Annotated in this window: 14 protein-coding genes; 4 read left to right on the plus strand and 10 right to left on the minus strand. The window is 66.8% G+C overall.

The features are described from left to right. Window positions 1-47: 47 nt before the first annotated feature. Window positions 48-365: an integration host factor subunit alpha gene (locus ACFFJ7_RS06050; protein WP_166948102.1), complete on the minus strand. Its 318-nt coding sequence runs from the start codon at window positions 363-365 to the stop codon at window positions 48-50. Between the two features lie 33 nt (window positions 366-398). Between ACFFJ7_RS06050 and ACFFJ7_RS06055 the strand changes: the two genes are divergently transcribed. After that, window positions 399-653 carry a hypothetical protein gene (locus tag ACFFJ7_RS06055; protein ID WP_377591168.1) on the plus strand — a complete coding sequence of 85 codons (255 nt, stop codon included), beginning with the start codon at window positions 399-401 and terminating at the stop codon, window positions 651-653. Window positions 654-716: 63 nt separating this feature from the next. On the opposite strand, the gene ACFFJ7_RS06060 is transcribed toward ACFFJ7_RS06055, so the two are convergent. From ACFFJ7_RS06060 to ACFFJ7_RS06075, 4 genes are all read right to left on the minus strand, one after another. After that, entirely contained in the window at window positions 717-1,673 is a 957-nt protein-coding gene (locus tag ACFFJ7_RS06060; protein ID WP_377592096.1) for a beta-ketoacyl-ACP synthase III, read from the minus strand. 144 nt (window positions 1,674-1,817) lie between these two features. After that, the gene (plsX, locus tag ACFFJ7_RS06065; RefSeq protein ID WP_166948106.1) at window positions 1,818-2,879 is read right to left on the minus strand and encodes a phosphate acyltransferase PlsX; all 1,062 of its coding nucleotides are present in this window, start codon (window positions 2,877-2,879) and stop codon (window positions 1,818-1,820) included. Window positions 2,880-3,005: 126 nt separating this feature from the next. Then, a complete protein-coding gene (locus tag ACFFJ7_RS06070) occupies window positions 3,006-3,545 on the minus strand; it encodes a YceD family protein (protein ID WP_166948108.1) in 540 nt (179 codons plus the stop codon). Between the two features lie 69 nt (window positions 3,546-3,614). Further along, a complete protein-coding gene (locus tag ACFFJ7_RS06075; protein ID WP_246224965.1) occupies window positions 3,615-4,160 on the minus strand; it encodes a ubiquinol-cytochrome C chaperone family protein in 546 nt (181 codons plus the stop codon). Between the two features lie 336 nt (window positions 4,161-4,496). Here ACFFJ7_RS06075 and ACFFJ7_RS06080 point away from each other — a divergent pair, with 336 nt between their 5' ends. After that, on the plus strand, window positions 4,497-4,943 hold the full coding sequence (locus ACFFJ7_RS06080; RefSeq protein WP_166948897.1) for an outer membrane protein assembly factor BamE: 447 nt from the start codon (window positions 4,497-4,499) through the stop codon (window positions 4,941-4,943). A gap of 118 nt (window positions 4,944-5,061) precedes the next feature. Here ACFFJ7_RS06080 and ACFFJ7_RS06085 read toward each other — a convergent pair whose 3' ends face one another. Genes ACFFJ7_RS06085 through tal form a run of 4 tightly spaced genes read right to left on the minus strand, consistent with a single transcriptional unit; the run spans window position 5,062 to window position 9,588 of the window. Then, window positions 5,062-5,928 (minus strand): DMT family transporter, encoded by an 867-nt coding sequence (locus tag ACFFJ7_RS06085; RefSeq protein WP_377591171.1) that lies wholly within the window; start codon window positions 5,926-5,928, stop codon window positions 5,062-5,064. Next, the gene (argH, locus tag ACFFJ7_RS06090) at window positions 5,925-7,328 is read right to left on the minus strand and encodes an argininosuccinate lyase (RefSeq protein ID WP_377591173.1); all 1,404 of its coding nucleotides are present in this window, start codon (window positions 7,326-7,328) and stop codon (window positions 5,925-5,927) included. Before argH ends, ACFFJ7_RS06085 begins: the two co-directional genes overlap by 4 nt. Then, complete coding sequence (pncB, locus tag ACFFJ7_RS06095; RefSeq protein WP_166948114.1) at window positions 7,328-8,620, minus strand: nicotinate phosphoribosyltransferase; 1,293 nt, start codon at window positions 8,618-8,620, stop codon at window positions 7,328-7,330. The genes argH and pncB overlap by 1 nt, the downstream gene beginning before the upstream one ends. Beyond that, window positions 8,617-9,588 carry a transaldolase gene (gene tal, locus ACFFJ7_RS06100; protein ID WP_377591175.1) on the minus strand — a complete coding sequence of 324 codons (972 nt, stop codon included), beginning with the start codon at window positions 9,586-9,588 and terminating at the stop codon, window positions 8,617-8,619. The genes pncB and tal overlap by 4 nt, the downstream gene beginning before the upstream one ends. 319 nt (window positions 9,589-9,907) lie before the next feature. On the opposite strand from tal, the gene ACFFJ7_RS06105 reads away from it, so the two are divergent. Next, on the plus strand, window positions 9,908-10,888 hold the full coding sequence (locus ACFFJ7_RS06105) for an ABC transporter substrate-binding protein (protein WP_377591177.1): 981 nt from the start codon (window positions 9,908-9,910) through the stop codon (window positions 10,886-10,888). A 12-nt stretch (window positions 10,889-10,900) separates the two neighbouring features. After that, entirely contained in the window at window positions 10,901-12,637 is a 1,737-nt protein-coding gene (locus ACFFJ7_RS06110) for an ABC transporter permease (protein WP_377591179.1), read from the plus strand. Here the strand turns inward: ACFFJ7_RS06110 and ACFFJ7_RS06115 are convergent. Next, complete coding sequence (locus ACFFJ7_RS06115; protein WP_377591181.1) at window positions 12,591-13,658, minus strand: ABC transporter ATP-binding protein; 1,068 nt, start codon at window positions 13,656-13,658, stop codon at window positions 12,591-12,593. The two genes, ACFFJ7_RS06110 and ACFFJ7_RS06115, sit on opposite strands and share 47 nt — an antisense overlap. Window positions 13,659-13,877 lie beyond the last annotated feature (219 nt).

The raw sequence follows: 13,877 nt of genomic DNA on the forward strand, positions 1-13,877 counted from the left end.
CCCGGCGGCATCCGCCACGGCGCGTCGTCGCGGCGGGCCGGCTGCGATCAGTCCTTATCCTTCACTCCCGGCTCCTCGCCGTTGATGCGGGCGCGCAGGACGTTGGACGGGCGGAAGATCATCACGCGGCGCGGCTCGATCGGTACCTCGACGCCGGTCTTCGGGTTGCGGCCGATGCGCTGGCCCTTGTCGCGGACGATGAACGACCCGAAAGAGGACAGCTTCACCGTCTCGCCCCGGGCGAGGGTGTCCGAGATTTCGGTCAGCACGGATTCCACCAGTGCCGCCGATTCCGTCCGCGACAGGCCTATCTTCTGATAGACGACCTCGCAAAGATCCGCTCGTGTTACTGTCCGTCCTGCCATCGTCTTCCTTCGCGCGTCAACCGCACGCCCCCTGTGCAGCAGGCCGCCCGCCCGCAATCCATCGATACACGCCGTTTCGCACGCCGCCTGCCGCAGGCACGCCTTTATCGAACCGGCCCACTGCACGGCGAAAGCAGCAATCCGCCCGGCAAAACCGGGCGCGTCGCTTCAACCATGATTTTTCACGCTATTCATATCGCCAGCGCCGGTCAATGGCGCAAATCAACTCAATCGCCTGTTGCCTATAGCAGTTTATGGATGCAATCGGACAATGTTACGGCCATATGACGACAGTAACGATCAAGGATCACGATCTTGCGCCGCGTATCGCGGCCCGTCTGCCGGCGGCATCTACCAGCGGATGACGGCGCTGCCCCATGTGAAGCCGCCGCCGAGCGATTCGATCAGCACGAGGTCGCCCTCCCGGATGCGCCCGTCCGCCACGGCGACAGACAAGGCAAGCGGGATGGACGCGGCCGAAGTGTTGCCGTGCCGGTCGACGGTAACCACAACTTTCTCGGGCGCGATGCCGAGCTTTTGCGCGCTGGCGTCGATGATGCGCCGGTTGGCCTGATGCGGCACGAACCAGTCGATGTCGCTCGCGCTGATGCCGAGCGCGTTCAGCGCATCCTCGATGACGTCGGTAATCATGCCGACAGCGAAACGGAAGACCTCGCGCCCTTCCATGCGCAGGTGCCCGACGGTGCGCGTGGACCCCGGCCCGCCGTCCACGAACAGCTTTGAGCGGTGCTGTCCGTCGGAACGCAGATGCGATGTCAGCACGCCGCGGTCCATGATGGATTGGGTGCCGTTCTGCGCCTCCAGCACGATCGCGCCGGCGCCGTCGCCGAACAGCACGCAGGTGCCGCGGTCCTCCCAGTCAAGGATGCGCGAGAAGGTTTCCGCGCCGATGACCAGCGCGCGCTTGTGCGAGCCGGAGGTCAGGAACTTGTCCGCTGTCGCCACCGCGAAAACGAAGCCGGAGCAGACCGCCTGCAGGTCGAAGGCGACTCCGTGATCGATGCCGAGAGCGTGCTGGATCTGGGTCGCGGTGGCGGGGAAGGTGTAATCGGGCGTCGACGTGGCACAGATAATGAGGTCGATGTCGCTACCGGTCAGTCCCGCCGCATTGAGCGCAGCCTGCGCCGCCTTCGTGCCGAGCTGCGACGTCGTCTCGCCCTCCGCCGCGATGTGACGCTGGTGGATTCCGGTGCGCTTGACGATCCAGTCATCGGACGTATCAACCATGCGAGACAATTCGTCGTTGCTCAGGACGCGCTCCGGCAGGTAGGCGCCGCAACCGCGCACGACAGATCTCAGATTGGCGAGATGCAACGAAAAAACTCCCTCACTGGGCGCTTCGGGGCGCCGGATTATGTATTGGACCATTCACCGGCCGGGGCCGAATCGTCGAATGTTCCGCCATTCATGCCTGGAACGGATTCAGGCCGGTCAGACGATTCCGTCCGACTCGGAAAGCGCTGGCGCCGCGATTGGCCGTGTCTGTGTCACGCTGTCACGAATACGATCGATCAGGCCGAAACGCGACATGTCGTAAGCAAGTTCCACCGCAGCCGCAAATCCGAACGCATCGGTGCCGCCGTGGCTCTTGATGACGATGCCGTTCAGGCCGAGGAAAATTCCGCCGTTGGAGCGGCGTGGATCGAGCTTTTCCCGCAGCGCGCGGAACGCGCCGCGCGCGAACAGATAGCCGATGCGCGCCATCAGCGAGCGCTCGATAGCGCTGCGCAGATAAGCCGACACCTGCCGCGCCGTTCCTTCCGCGGCCTTGAGCGCGATGTTGCCAGCAAAACCTTCCGTTACCACGACGTCGACTGTGCCCTTGCCCAGGTCGTCGCCCTCGACGAAACCGTGATAGGCGAACTGCTCCGATGCGCTCTCGCGCAGGATGCGGCCGGCCTCTTTCACCGCCTCGTTGCCCTTGATTTCCTCCACGCCGACATTGAGGAGGCCGACTGTCGGCTGCTCGATGTCGAAAACGGCGCGCGCAAGGGCCGCGCCCATCACGGCGAGGTTGACGAGCTGGCGGGCATCCGCGCCGATGGTCGCGCCGATGTCGAGCACGATGCTCTCGCCGCGCAGTGTAGGCCAGATGCCGGCGATCGCCGGGCGGTCCACCGGCGCCATGGTTTTCAGGCAGAACATCGCCATCGCCATCAGCGCGCCGGTGTTGCCGGCCGAGACCGCCGCGCGCGCTTCGCCGTTCTTCACCGCCTCGATGGCTTGCCACATCGAAGATTTGTACCGCCCGGCCCGCAGCGCCTGGCTAGGCTTGTCGTCCATGCGGACGAAGACGTCGGTGTGGCGGATTTCGGACGCCGCCCGCAGCGCGGGATGCTTGGCCAGCAGCGGCGCGATGACGTTCTCGTCGCCGTAGAGCAGGAAGCGGACGTCCGGCCGCCGCTCCAGCGCGATGGCCGCGCCGGGAACGACAACGGCAGCGCCGAAGTCACCGCCCATGGCGTCAAGCGCAATCGTGATCGATGCAGGCATAATGAACGTGTCAAACTCCAGAATGGCGACCACAAAAGCCGAGTTGCCGCAGCCGACCGGGAAGCACGGCCGGCGGCGGCGAAGGGATGCGCGCTGGCGCGCCAGAACCCATCATGCGCCGCAGCTCTATTCCTTATTGCCGGAAACGGCCTGCTTCAAGCCCGAGAGGGCGGCAAAGGGCGATTCGTTCCCCGCAACGCCGTCGTCATACAAGAATTCCACGCCAGGTTTGCGGGGGTAGGGATCGAGCCCCAGAGCCAGAAACTCCGCCGTCAGGGCGCCGAGATCGATCTGTCCGTCGATCAGGTCGTCGGGAGCGTCGAGTTCCGATTCGGGATCGCGCGGCTCGCGCGGTTCGGCCTGGGGCAATTCCGGATCGGCGAACATGACCTCCACCTCTTCATGCACGGAGGCATCGAAGGGCTCCAGCGAGACCGTGCAGGTCTGCACGATCGCCGCGCGCACGTCGCCCCGCACCGTCACGCGCCGGTCGTTGCCGGAGAGGTGGAAGGCGCCCGTCAGCGCATGGATGGCGGGAAGATCAAGGAACGCTGCAAGCGCCGCGCGCTCTTCCGGGGTCGTCTCCACGGTAAAGTCCACACCCTCCGGCTTGAGGTCGGCCACGTTGAACACGCGCTGCAGGGGGAATGATTCGGTGTCCGTCATCGTGGACCTCCATCGGGAAACGGCCGCCGTGGCGGCCCGGTGGCGCCGGCAGTCGCGGGCGCCGGCTGATCAGCTTCGGGGTGCGTCTGGGAAAAGGGGCGCACCGGACATAATATACGCCAGATCGTAGGTGGTCATTGTTGCATCAGCATGGCGGATATGGCGGGCGAAGTCAGCGAGATTTCCCGCCTTTTCCCCTGCCGGACGCGAGAGCGCCGCGTGCAGCGCCTCGTCGTCCGCCGCCGCCAGCGCCTTCTCGAAAACCCGTGCGCGGCCGTAGAAAGTCTCGGCAAAGACTTTCATTTTCTTTGGAACGGACAGGTCGCCGATGCCGATTTCGCGCAGGCTGCGATCGATTTCCCGGAACAGGATATCAACAAGATCCTGCGCCACGTCGGCGGCCGGCGGAGGCAGGCCGCGCAGCCGGCGCATGGTCAGCACCGTGTGCAGGGTCAGCGAATCGAATCGCCCTTCCAGCGTATCCGGCACCCCGAAATGCGTGTAGAGGAAGGGCGCGCGGGAAGCGTCCGAGATGCGCCGGTAAAGCGCCTCAACGGCGCCGGCGTCGCGCTTGCGGCCGAACAATCCGAAAAACATCTCCCCCCGCAGTTTCATCCTGCCTTGCAAATCCTCAACACGCGGGTTACGGCATGTGCGAGGTATTATGCAAGCACAATGCCGCATGCCTCGCGCCGGGGCAACGCGCCTCCCGCGCGGTTTGCGCCGCACCCGCGCGCGGTCCACAGGGACGGTGCGGTCGAGCGGGGGCATCCGGCGTCAGCCGCGTAACAGTCAGGAGACCATCGGGTGAGCAACTCTTCGGCCCAAGATTTCGCGTCCCAAGATTCCGTGTCCCGAGATTCCGTGTCCCGAGATTCCGAGTCCAACGGTTCGACGACCGCGCGCGCTGCGGCCGCAGGCGGTGTCCCGGCGAAGCGTCGCCTGCGGCTGATGCACCTGTCGGCGGCGGTGCTGGCCCTTTCCCTGGCAGGCGGGCTTGCCGCCTGCGGCAGCAGCGAGACGATCTCGCGCGGCTATGTCATCGACGAAAGCGCGCTGGCCCGCATCACGCCCGGCACCAGCGTCGAGCAGGTGCTCACCATTCTCGGCACGCCCTCGACCGTCTCGACCGTCGGCAACAAGACATTCTACTACATCAGCCAGAAGCTGCAGCGCACCGTGCAGTTCATCGAGCCGCGCATCGTCGACCAGCGTGTGGTGGCGATCTACTTCAACCAGGCGTTCAAGGTGGAGCGCGTCGCCCACTACGGCCTGAAGGATGGCGTCGTCTTCGATTTCATCAGCCGCACCACGCCGACCAGCGGCTCCGAGCAGAGCTTCCTCGGCCAATTGTTCCGCGGCGGCGGCACCTCCTTCACGCCCGGCCTCGGCCTCTGAGAGCGCGCTCCGATCAGATGGACTCATCTGATCGATCAGAACTCGCTCAAAATAAGGAATCGAGAATCTGTCCTGTTTCAACGTAAACAGGACAGATTCTAGCCCCGCACTGCTGGGTTCAGGGCCGGTTGGCGATGGCGACGCCCACGGCGGATATCGCCATGCCGGCGATCTGGACGGTCTCCAGCGTTTCCCCGAACAGGAAGAACGCCATCAGCGCCGACACTGGCGGCACCAGATAGAGCAGGGCGGCGACGCCCGCGACCGCGCCCTGCCTGATCAGGAAGAGCAGCAGCGTGATGGCGCCCACGGAAAGGCCCAGCACTGCCCACACAAGGCCGATCCACATCTCCGTCGTGCCGTCGAGGCGCAAATCCTCGGTCAGCAGCGCCAGCGGCAGCAGAAACGCGACACCGCCGATGAACTGGACCGCGGCGTTGGTGCGCAGGTCCGACGACGCGGCGGTGCGCTTCTGCCAGACGGTGCCGAGCGTCATCGAGACCATGCCGGCGAGGGCCACCAGCATTGCCGCAGGCGGCAGGGCGGAGGCCTCCCCGATGCGGGGAAACAGCACCAGCAGCGCGCCGGCGAAGCCCAGTACGATGCCGAACCAGCGCTGGCCGGAAACCCGCTCCCCCAACAGCGGCACGGACAGGATACCCGTGAGCAGCGGCTGCAGCCCCATGATCAGCGCCACGATGCCGGCGGGCAGGCCGTGCTTGGTGGCCCAGAACGTCGCACCCAGATAGCAGCCCTGCATCAGCACGCCGGCGACGAAGGCGTTGAACCAGTGGCGTGGCGTCGTCGGCCATCTGGCGCCGACCGCGAGCGCGATCAGTATGAATACCGCCGCCGCCAGCGCACAGCGCAACGCGAGGAACGTCATCGGATCGGCATGCGGCGCCACGAGCCGGGCAACGATAAAGCCCGTCGCCCAGATGACGACGAAGAACGCCGGAACGGCGCGCGCGAGGGCGGGGCTCATAAACGGTCTTTCCACCACGCGACCTGCGCCGCCACCTGCTCCGGAGCGGTGCCGCCAAAGCTCCTGCGCGAGCGCACCGAGTTCTGCACGCCCAGTACCTCACGGACATCCGCCGTGATGCCGGCTTCCACCGCCTGGAATGCGTCGAGCGGCAGTTCCTCCAGGCCGACGCCGCGCCGCTCCGCTTCCGCGACGAGCCGCCCGGTGACGTGGTGCGCCTCCCGGAACGGCATGTTAAGGCTGCGCACCAGCCAGTCGGCGAGGTCGGTGGCTGTGGAGAAGCCGGCGCCGGCGGCGGCGGCCATGCGCGCGGGCACCGGCTGCAGATCCTCCACCATGCCGGTCGTGGCGGCGAGCACCAGTTCGAGCGTATCGGCGGCGTCGAACAGTTGCTCCTTGTCCTCCTGCATGTCCTTGGAATAGGTCAGCGGCAGGCCCTTCATCACGGTGAGCAGCGCGACGAGCGAGCCGAAGACGCGCCCCGTCTTGCCGCGCACCAGCTCGGCCGCATCCGGGTTCTTCTTCTGCGGCATGATGCTGGAGCCGGTGGTCCAACGGTCAGACAGGCGCACGAAACCGAACTGGGCCGTCATCCACAGCACGATTTCCTCGGCGAAGCGTGACAGGTGCATCGCGCAGATCGAGGCGGCGGACAGATATTCCAGAATGAAGTCGCGATCCGATACCGAATCGAGCGAGTTGCGCGTCGGCCCGTCGAAGCCAAGCGCCAGCGCTGTCGCGTGGCGGTCGATGGGAAACGAGGTGCCCGCAAGAGCGGCCGCGCCGAGCGGGCATTCGTTCAGCCGGCTGCGGGAATCGCGGAAACGGCTGCGGTCGCGCCCCAGCATCTCGACATAGGCGAGAAGATGATGGCCGAAGGTGACGGGCTGGGCGCTCTGCAGATGCGTGAAGCCCGGCATCACGGTATCCGTGTTTCGCTCCGCCTGCGTGACGAGCGCGCGCATCAGGCCGGTGATCTGGGCGACGGCGCGGTCGTGTGCCTCGCGCACCCACAGGCGCACGTCGGTCGCCACCTGGTCGTTGCGGCTGCGCGCGGTATGCAGGCGCCCGGCCGGTTCCCCGGCGATCTCCTTCAGCCGCGATTCGACATTCATGTGAATGTCTTCCAGCGCCGTCCTGAAATCGAAGGTGCCTGCCTCGATCTCGGCTTGCACCTTCCGGAGCCCGGCGTGGATCGCGTCGCGGTCGTCGTGCCCGATGATGCCTTGCGCCGCGAGCATGTCGCTGTGTGCGAGCGAGCCGCGGATGTCCTGGTCCGCCAGCCGCTTGTCGAAGCCGATGGAGGCGTTGATCGCTTCCATCAGCGCGGCGGGGGAGGCGGCGAAACGCCCGCCCCACATCGCGTTCGACTGGTCTTTCTTCCCGCTACCTTCCGACATCACACAATCACCTCACGCACGGTCTGCTCGCCCACCTCGAAAATCCGCTTGTAGCGCTCGATTTCCTCCGGCGGTCCGAGCGCCTTGGCGGGGTTGTCCGACAGCTTGACGGTCGGCCGGCCGTTGGCCGACACCACCTTGCAGACGATGGAGAAGGGATCGAGCAGGGCATCGGGCGCGAAGCCGCGGAAATCGTTGGTCAGCAGTGTGCCCCAGCCGAAGGCGAAGCGCACGCGCCCCCGGAAGTGGGCATGGATCTGCTGGATCACCGGCACGTCGAGCGCGTCGGAAAAGACGATCAGCTTGTCCCGTGGGTCGGCGCCGCGTGCCTGCCACCAGGCGATGGCCTCTTCGCCGCCCTTGATGGGGTCCTTGGAATCGATGCGGATGCCCGTCCATGTCGACAGCCACGGCGGCGCGTTCCGCAGGAAGCCCGTCGTGCCGTAGGTGTCGGGCAGGATGACGAGCAGATTGCCGTCGTAGTCCTCCTGCCAGTCGTTCAGCACCTGATAGGGCGCCTGCCGCAGCTTCTCGTCGTCGGACGCGAGGGCGGCGTAGACCATCGGCAGCTCGTGCGCGTTGGTGCCGACGGCTTCCACCTCGCGCCGCAGGGCGATGAGGCAGTTCGAGGTGCCGGTGAAGGCGCCGCCGAGGCCCTCCTGCAGGGCCTGCACGCACCAGTCCTGCCACAGGAAGCCGTGCCGGCGGCGCGTGCCGAAATCGGCGATCTGGAGATCGGGGAGGGTCTTGAGTTCCTCCACCTTCTCCCACAGCCGCGCCATGGCGCGCGCATAAAGCACCTGCAGCTCGAAACGTCCCATATGCTTAAGGGAGGCGCGCGAGCGCAGTTCGGTGATGATGGCGAGCGCCGGGATTTCCCAGAACGTGGTTTCGACCCACGGCCCCTCGAAGGTCAGCTCGTACTGGCCGTCCTTCTCCTCCAGCTCGTAGGGCGGCAGGCGGAAGCTCTCCAGCCAGGCGATGAAGTCCGGCTCGAACATCTGCCGGCGGCCGTAGAACATGTTGCCGCGCAGCCAGGTCGATTCCCCGCGCGTCAGCGACAGCGTGCGCACATGATCGAGCTGCTCGCGCAGCTCCACGACGTCGATGAGGTCGGCGAGCCGCACGTGCTTCGAACGGTTGATGATGGAGAACGTGACACGCGCGTCCCGCTGGCGGCGGAAAATCATCTGCGCCATCAGCAGCTTGTAGAAATCCGTATCGAGCAGCGAGCGCACGATCGGGTCTATCTTCCAGCTATGGTTGTAGACCCGGGTGGCGATGTCCGTCATGCGTTGCCTCCCGCGGCCAGGCGGTCGTCGACCAGCGCGCGCAGTGTGCGCAGATCCTTCACGAACGCGCGGATGCCCTCGGCGAGCTTTTCAGTCGCCATTGCATCCTCATTGAGGGCGAAGCGGAACGCCTTCTCGTCGAGATGCAGGCGCTCGGGCGCATGGCCGGTGTCGTCCGGCGACAGGGCGCGCGGCAGCCCGCCCTCGCTCGCGGCGAGTTCATCGATGAACGCCGGGGAGATGGTGAGCCGGTCGCAGCCCGCAAGGGCCTCGATCTCGCCGAGGTTGCGGAAGGAGGCGCCCATCACGACGGTGCCGATGCCGTGGCGCTTGTAATAGGCATAGATGGTGCGCACGGAGAATACGCCGGGATCGGTCTCGCCCGTGTAGGGGCCGCCGCCGTTCCTGACGTGCCAGTCGAGAATGCGGCCGACGAAGGGCGAGATCAGGAACACGCCCGCGTCCGCGCAGGCGGCCGCCTGCGCCAGCGAAAAGAGCAGCGTCAGGTTCGTGTCGATACCCTCGTTCTGCAGAATCTCGGCGGCACGAATGCCTTCCCACGTCGCGGCGATCTTGATGAGGATGCGCTCGCGGCCGATGCCGCGCTCCTCGTAGTCGCGGATGAACGCGCGGGCCTTGGCGACCGTCGCGTCCTTGTCGAAGGACAGGTCGGCGTCCACCTCCGTCGAGACGCGGCCCGGCACGATGCGCGCGAGTTCGGTGCCGAAGTTTACCGCGAGCCGGTCCGCCACGCGGGAGACGATCGTGTCGCGCGAGCCGCCGAGCGTGCGACCGAAGGCGAGCGCCTCGTCGACGACGGCGGCATGGCTGCCCGACTGCACCGCGCGCAGCAGCAACGTGGGGTTGGTGGTGCAGTCCTGCGGCTGAAGGCGGCGCACGGTCTCGATATCGCCGGTGTCGGCGACGACAACGGTGACGGCTTTCAACTGATCGAGTTTCGTCGGCATCGTCTTTCCCCAGGCTTTCCTCTCGGGCGCATCGGCCCGTTTCCCGATCCGTGCGCGGCGTTTGCCCGCGTCAGTCGTTTGGACCACGGACGTTGCGTCAGTGCAAGGCGCAAGTGTCCACAAAAGTCGCAAGTGTCCGCAAAAGGCGCAAGTACCCGTAAAACGGGCCGAACCCGCCCCGGCGGGATGGTCCCGCGCCCCGTGCGTCATATCAGCGTCACGGCGGAAGTCTAGGCAACAGGTTCATCATTTTCGACGGTCCGCGCGACGGCGGATCCGTCGTCCGGTCCGTCTCCGTCCCGTTCAGGAGCGCTGTTCCATGAAACGTATCCTCGCCGCCATTCTCGCCACGACCCTTGCGCCGGCAGCCGCTCTCGCCGCCGATGTGTCCGGCAAGCTCGTGCTCTATACCAGCCAGCCCAACACCGACGCGCAGCAGACCATCGATGCGTTCAAGGCGAAGCATCCTGCCGTGGACATCAGCTTTGTGCGCGACGGCACGCCGCCGCTGCTCGCGAAGCTGCGCGCCGAGTTCGAGGCCGGCCAGCCGCAGCCCGACGTGCTACTGATCGCCGACAGCGTCACCATGGAAGGGCTCAAGAAGGAAGGCCGTCTGGCCGCCCACGAGGGCGCGGACGTTTCCGCCTACCCGGCCGGCACGCACGACCCGCAGAAGTACTGGTTCTCGACGAAGCTGATCACCACCGGCATCACGTACAATACCAAGGCCGGCTTCAAGCCGCAGTCGTGGGAAGATCTGACGAAGCCGGAGGTCAAGGGCCAGCTCACCATGCCGAGCCCGCTGTCGTCAGGCGCTGCCCTCATCCACGCCGCCACCCTCACCGGGAACCTGCCGGAAGGCTGGGGCTACTATGAGGCGCTGAAGAAGAACGACGCGATTGCCGGCGGCGGCAACGGCGCCGTGCTCAAGTCGGTCGCCGGCGGCGAGAAGCTCTACGGCGTGATCGTCGACTACATGCCGATCCGCGAGAAGGCCAAGGGCGCGCCGGTCGAGTTCGTGTTCCCGACGGAAGGCGTCTCCGCCGTCACCGAGCCGGTCGCTATCCTGAAGACGACGAAGAACCCCGATGCCGCGAAGGCTTTCGTCGACTTCATCCTCTCGAAGGACGGCCAGGAACTCGCCAGCAAGCAGGGCTACCTGCCGGCGCATCCGGAAGTCGCTCCGCCGGAAGGCTTCCCCGACCGCAGCAAGATCAAGGTGCTGAGCTTCGACGCCGCGAAGGCGCTTGAGGACGAGGCGAAGAACAAGAAGGCGTTCGCCGACATTTTCGGCCAGTGACCGACGGTCTGAATGACGGACGTCATCCGTGAACGGATAGCCGACAAGGGCGACGCGGCACGGCCGCGCCGCCTGCCGGATGGATGGTGGGTGCTGGTGCTGCTGGCGGCGGCCGTTCTGCTGTTCGCCGCGCTGCCGTTCGGGCGGCTGGTGCTTGCGGCGGTTGCTCCCGGCGGGGCGTTCGATCTCGCGCCGGCGCTGGCCGAGATCGGCGGGCGGACGGCGCTTAGGGCGACGTGGCACAGTCTCGAAACCGGCGTGGTTTCCGCGTTTCTCGCGCTGGCGCTCGGCACGGGCATGGCCTTGGCGCTGACCTTGACGGACGTGCGGGGCAAGCGCGTCATCGCGTTCTGTTTCCTGCTGTCGATGATGATCGCGCCGCAGGTGGTGGCACTCGCCTATTTCACGCTGGCCGGCCCGTCGTCGCCGCTGCTGAACGCCTTCGGCCTCGCGCCGCCGCCCGGCAGCGACAATCCGCTGATGAGCCGGGAAGGCATCATCGCCGTGCTCGCGCTGCACCACGCGCCACTGGTGTTCGTCACCATGCGCGCGGGGCTGCGTACCGTCCCGGCCGATCTTGCCGAGGCGGCACTGGTGGCGGGCGCACGTCCGCTGCGGGTGTTGCGCACCGTGATCCTGCCGCTGCTGCGGCCCTATTTCGTGGCCTCCGCCGCGCTCGCCTTCGTGGCGGCGGTGGGCAACTTCGGCATTCCCGCGCTGCTCGGCGTGCCGGTGAATTACTTGACCTTGCCGACGCTGATCTATCGCCGCATGGTGAGCTTCGGCCCTTCCGTCATTGCGGACGCGGCGGCGCTGTCCGTGCTGGTGGCATTTATCGCCGGCTCGGGCGTTCTTCTGGGCGCCTGGATGCTGGGCGGCCGGTCGGCGCGCTTCAGCCGTGGCAGGGCCATCGGTGTGGTGTGGTCTCTGAAGCGCCGTGCGCTTGTGGAAGCTGTGCTTTGGCTCGTGGTCGCCGTGGTGTTGGCCCTGCCGCTCACCGCCCTGCTCGCTTCCGCGCTCGTGCCTTCCTATGGGGTGCCGCTGTCGTGGGCGACGGCGACGCTCGATAATTTCGTGGAAGTCCTTGTCCGTCAGGATGTTACGGTTCGCGCCTTCCGCAACTCCTTCCTGTTTGCGCTCGCGGCCTCCGTGCTGCTGGCGTTGGGCGCGGTGCCGCTGGCCTATGCGCTTGACCGGCGGTCCGGCCGGTTTCGCGGCGCGCTGGAACTGGTGCTGGAAATTCCCTATGCGCTGCCCGGCGTCGTGCTGGCAATCGCCTGCATCCTGCTGTTCCTGAAGCCTTTGCCGCTTATCGGCGTCAGCATCTACGGCACGCCGTTCATCATCCTGTTCGCCTATATGGCGCGCTTCCTGCCGGTGGCGCTGAAGGCGCCGGGCGCGGCGGTGGCGCAATTGCCCGTCGAGCTGGAGGAAGCGGCGCGCGCCTGTGGCGCCGGGTTCTCGCGCCGGTTGCGCAGCATTGTGCTGCCCATCGTGCTGCCGGCGGCGATGGCCGGCGGCCTGATGGTTTTCCTCATTGCCTTCAATGAATTGACGGTGTCGGCGCTGCTGTGGTCATCCGGCACGGAGACGATTGGCGTGGCGCTGTTCAGCCTTGAGGAAGCCGGTTTCGCCTCGCCCGCCGCCGCCGTGGCGCTGACGGCGGTGGTGGCTGTGGCGGTGATCATGGGGCTGCTCGACGTCAGCGCCCGCCGCCTGCCGCCGGGGATTCTGCCGTGGCGGGAATGACCCAGCCGTCGTGGATGGTCAGCCCGAGGGCGGTGCCGGGCGCGGGGGCGGACGGGAGATGGAGTTGCAGCTGCTGGCCGTCCGCCAGCTCCGCCGTCACCGTGTGGAACGCGCCCTTGTAGATCGTCGACAGGACGCACGCTTCGAAAGCGTTTCCGATGCCGACCGCCTCCGGCCGCACCAGCACATGCACGGGGCCGGCGCTGACGCCGGCGTGGGCGCGGAAAACCGGCGCGCGGCCGGCAAGCCGCACCCGGACCTTGCCGCCGGCAGGAGGCGCCTCGGCCACGGCGTCGACGATCGCGCCCTCGCCGACGAACTTCGCCACCGAGATGTTCGCCGGCTCGCTATACACAACCTCGGGCGCCGCCCGCTGCGACAGGCGGCCGCGATCCAGCACCGCGACGTCCGTGGCGAGCGCCAGTGCCTCCGCCTGGTCGTGGGTGACGTAGATGAAGGTGCGGCCGGTGTCGCGGTGCAGGCGGCGGAACTCCTCCAGCATGGCGGCGCGCAGGTGGATGTCGAGATTGGCGAGCGGCTCATCGCACAGGATGACCGGTGCATCCTGCACCAGCGCCCGGGCGAGTGCCACGCGCTGGCGCTGGCCGCCCGAAAGCGCCTCCGGCCGGCGCGCGGCGAGCCCGGCGAGGCCGACCGCTTCGAGCGCTTCGCCGACGCGCCGGGCCATTTCGCCCTGCCGCACGCCGGCGACCGACAGCGGAAAGGCGATGTTCTCCGCCACGCTCATATGCGGCCACAGGGCATAGGACTGGAATACCATCGCCACCTGCCGGTCCTCCGGCGGCACGTGCAGGCCGGGGCCGGCGACGGTGCGGCCGTTGAAGGCGATGGTGCCGGACGATACTTTCTCGAAGCCGGCGATCAGCCGCAGCAGCGTCGTTTTGCCGCAGCCCGAGGGTCCGAGCAGCGCCAGGAAGGCGCCGTCCGCCACCGTGAGGCTCACGTCGTCGAGCGCGACGACGGCGTCGTAGCGACGACTGACGTGCGACAGTTCAAGCATGGGCGAGTTCAGGCATGAGAAAATCGGGATATGCGGGGAGTTCAGGCGTCATCGGATACGGCGGCGATCATCCGTTGGTCGGACGACAGGCGAACGTCGTCCACATCGCCCCTCTCTGCGCCTTCCGCGTGACGTTTTCGTGAAAGCGTCGTGCGGCAACCCGCAATTCTGGAAATGTTACATCTTGGTAAGTGTTGCATTCCTTCTACAGTATCCGCG

It is taken from the genome of Pseudochelatococcus lubricantis (assembly GCF_042432495.1).
Taxonomy (GTDB): Bacteria; Pseudomonadota; Alphaproteobacteria; order Rhizobiales; family Beijerinckiaceae; genus Pseudochelatococcus; species Pseudochelatococcus lubricantis.

What these genes read in the sequence shown, in the direction of transcription:
- ACFFJ7_RS06050 (WP_166948102.1), bottom strand. Translation starts at nt 365, where the DNA reads ATGGCAGGACGGACAGTAACACGAGCGGATCTTTGCGAGGTCGTCTAT.
- plsX (WP_166948106.1), bottom strand. Translation starts at nt 2,879, where the DNA reads ATGCCTGCATCGATCACGATTGCGCTTGACGCCATGGGCGGTGACTTC.
- ACFFJ7_RS06070 (WP_166948108.1), bottom strand. Translation starts at nt 3,545, where the DNA reads ATGACGGACACCGAATCATTCCCCCTGCAGCGCGTGTTCAACGTGGCC.
- ACFFJ7_RS06075 (WP_246224965.1), bottom strand. Translation starts at nt 4,160, where the DNA reads ATGAAACTGCGGGGGGAGATGTTTTTCGGATTGTTCGGCCGCAAGCGC.
- ACFFJ7_RS06080 (WP_166948897.1), top strand. Translation starts at nt 4,497, where the DNA reads ATGCACCTGTCGGCGGCGGTGCTGGCCCTTTCCCTGGCAGGCGGGCTT.
- ACFFJ7_RS06085 (WP_377591171.1), bottom strand. Translation starts at nt 5,928, where the DNA reads ATGAGCCCCGCCCTCGCGCGCGCCGTTCCGGCGTTCTTCGTCGTCATC.
- argH (WP_377591173.1), bottom strand. Translation starts at nt 7,328, where the DNA reads ATGTCGGAAGGTAGCGGGAAGAAAGACCAGTCGAACGCGATGTGGGGC.
- pncB (WP_166948114.1), bottom strand. Translation starts at nt 8,620, where the DNA reads ATGACGGACATCGCCACCCGGGTCTACAACCATAGCTGGAAGATAGAC.
- tal (WP_377591175.1), bottom strand. Translation starts at nt 9,588, where the DNA reads ATGCCGACGAAACTCGATCAGTTGAAAGCCGTCACCGTTGTCGTCGCC.
- ACFFJ7_RS06105 (WP_377591177.1), top strand. Translation starts at nt 9,908, where the DNA reads ATGAAACGTATCCTCGCCGCCATTCTCGCCACGACCCTTGCGCCGGCA.
- ACFFJ7_RS06110 (WP_377591179.1), top strand. Translation starts at nt 10,901, where the DNA reads ATGACGGACGTCATCCGTGAACGGATAGCCGACAAGGGCGACGCGGCA.
- ACFFJ7_RS06115 (WP_377591181.1), bottom strand. Translation starts at nt 13,658, where the DNA reads ATGCTTGAACTGTCGCACGTCAGTCGTCGCTACGACGCCGTCGTCGCG.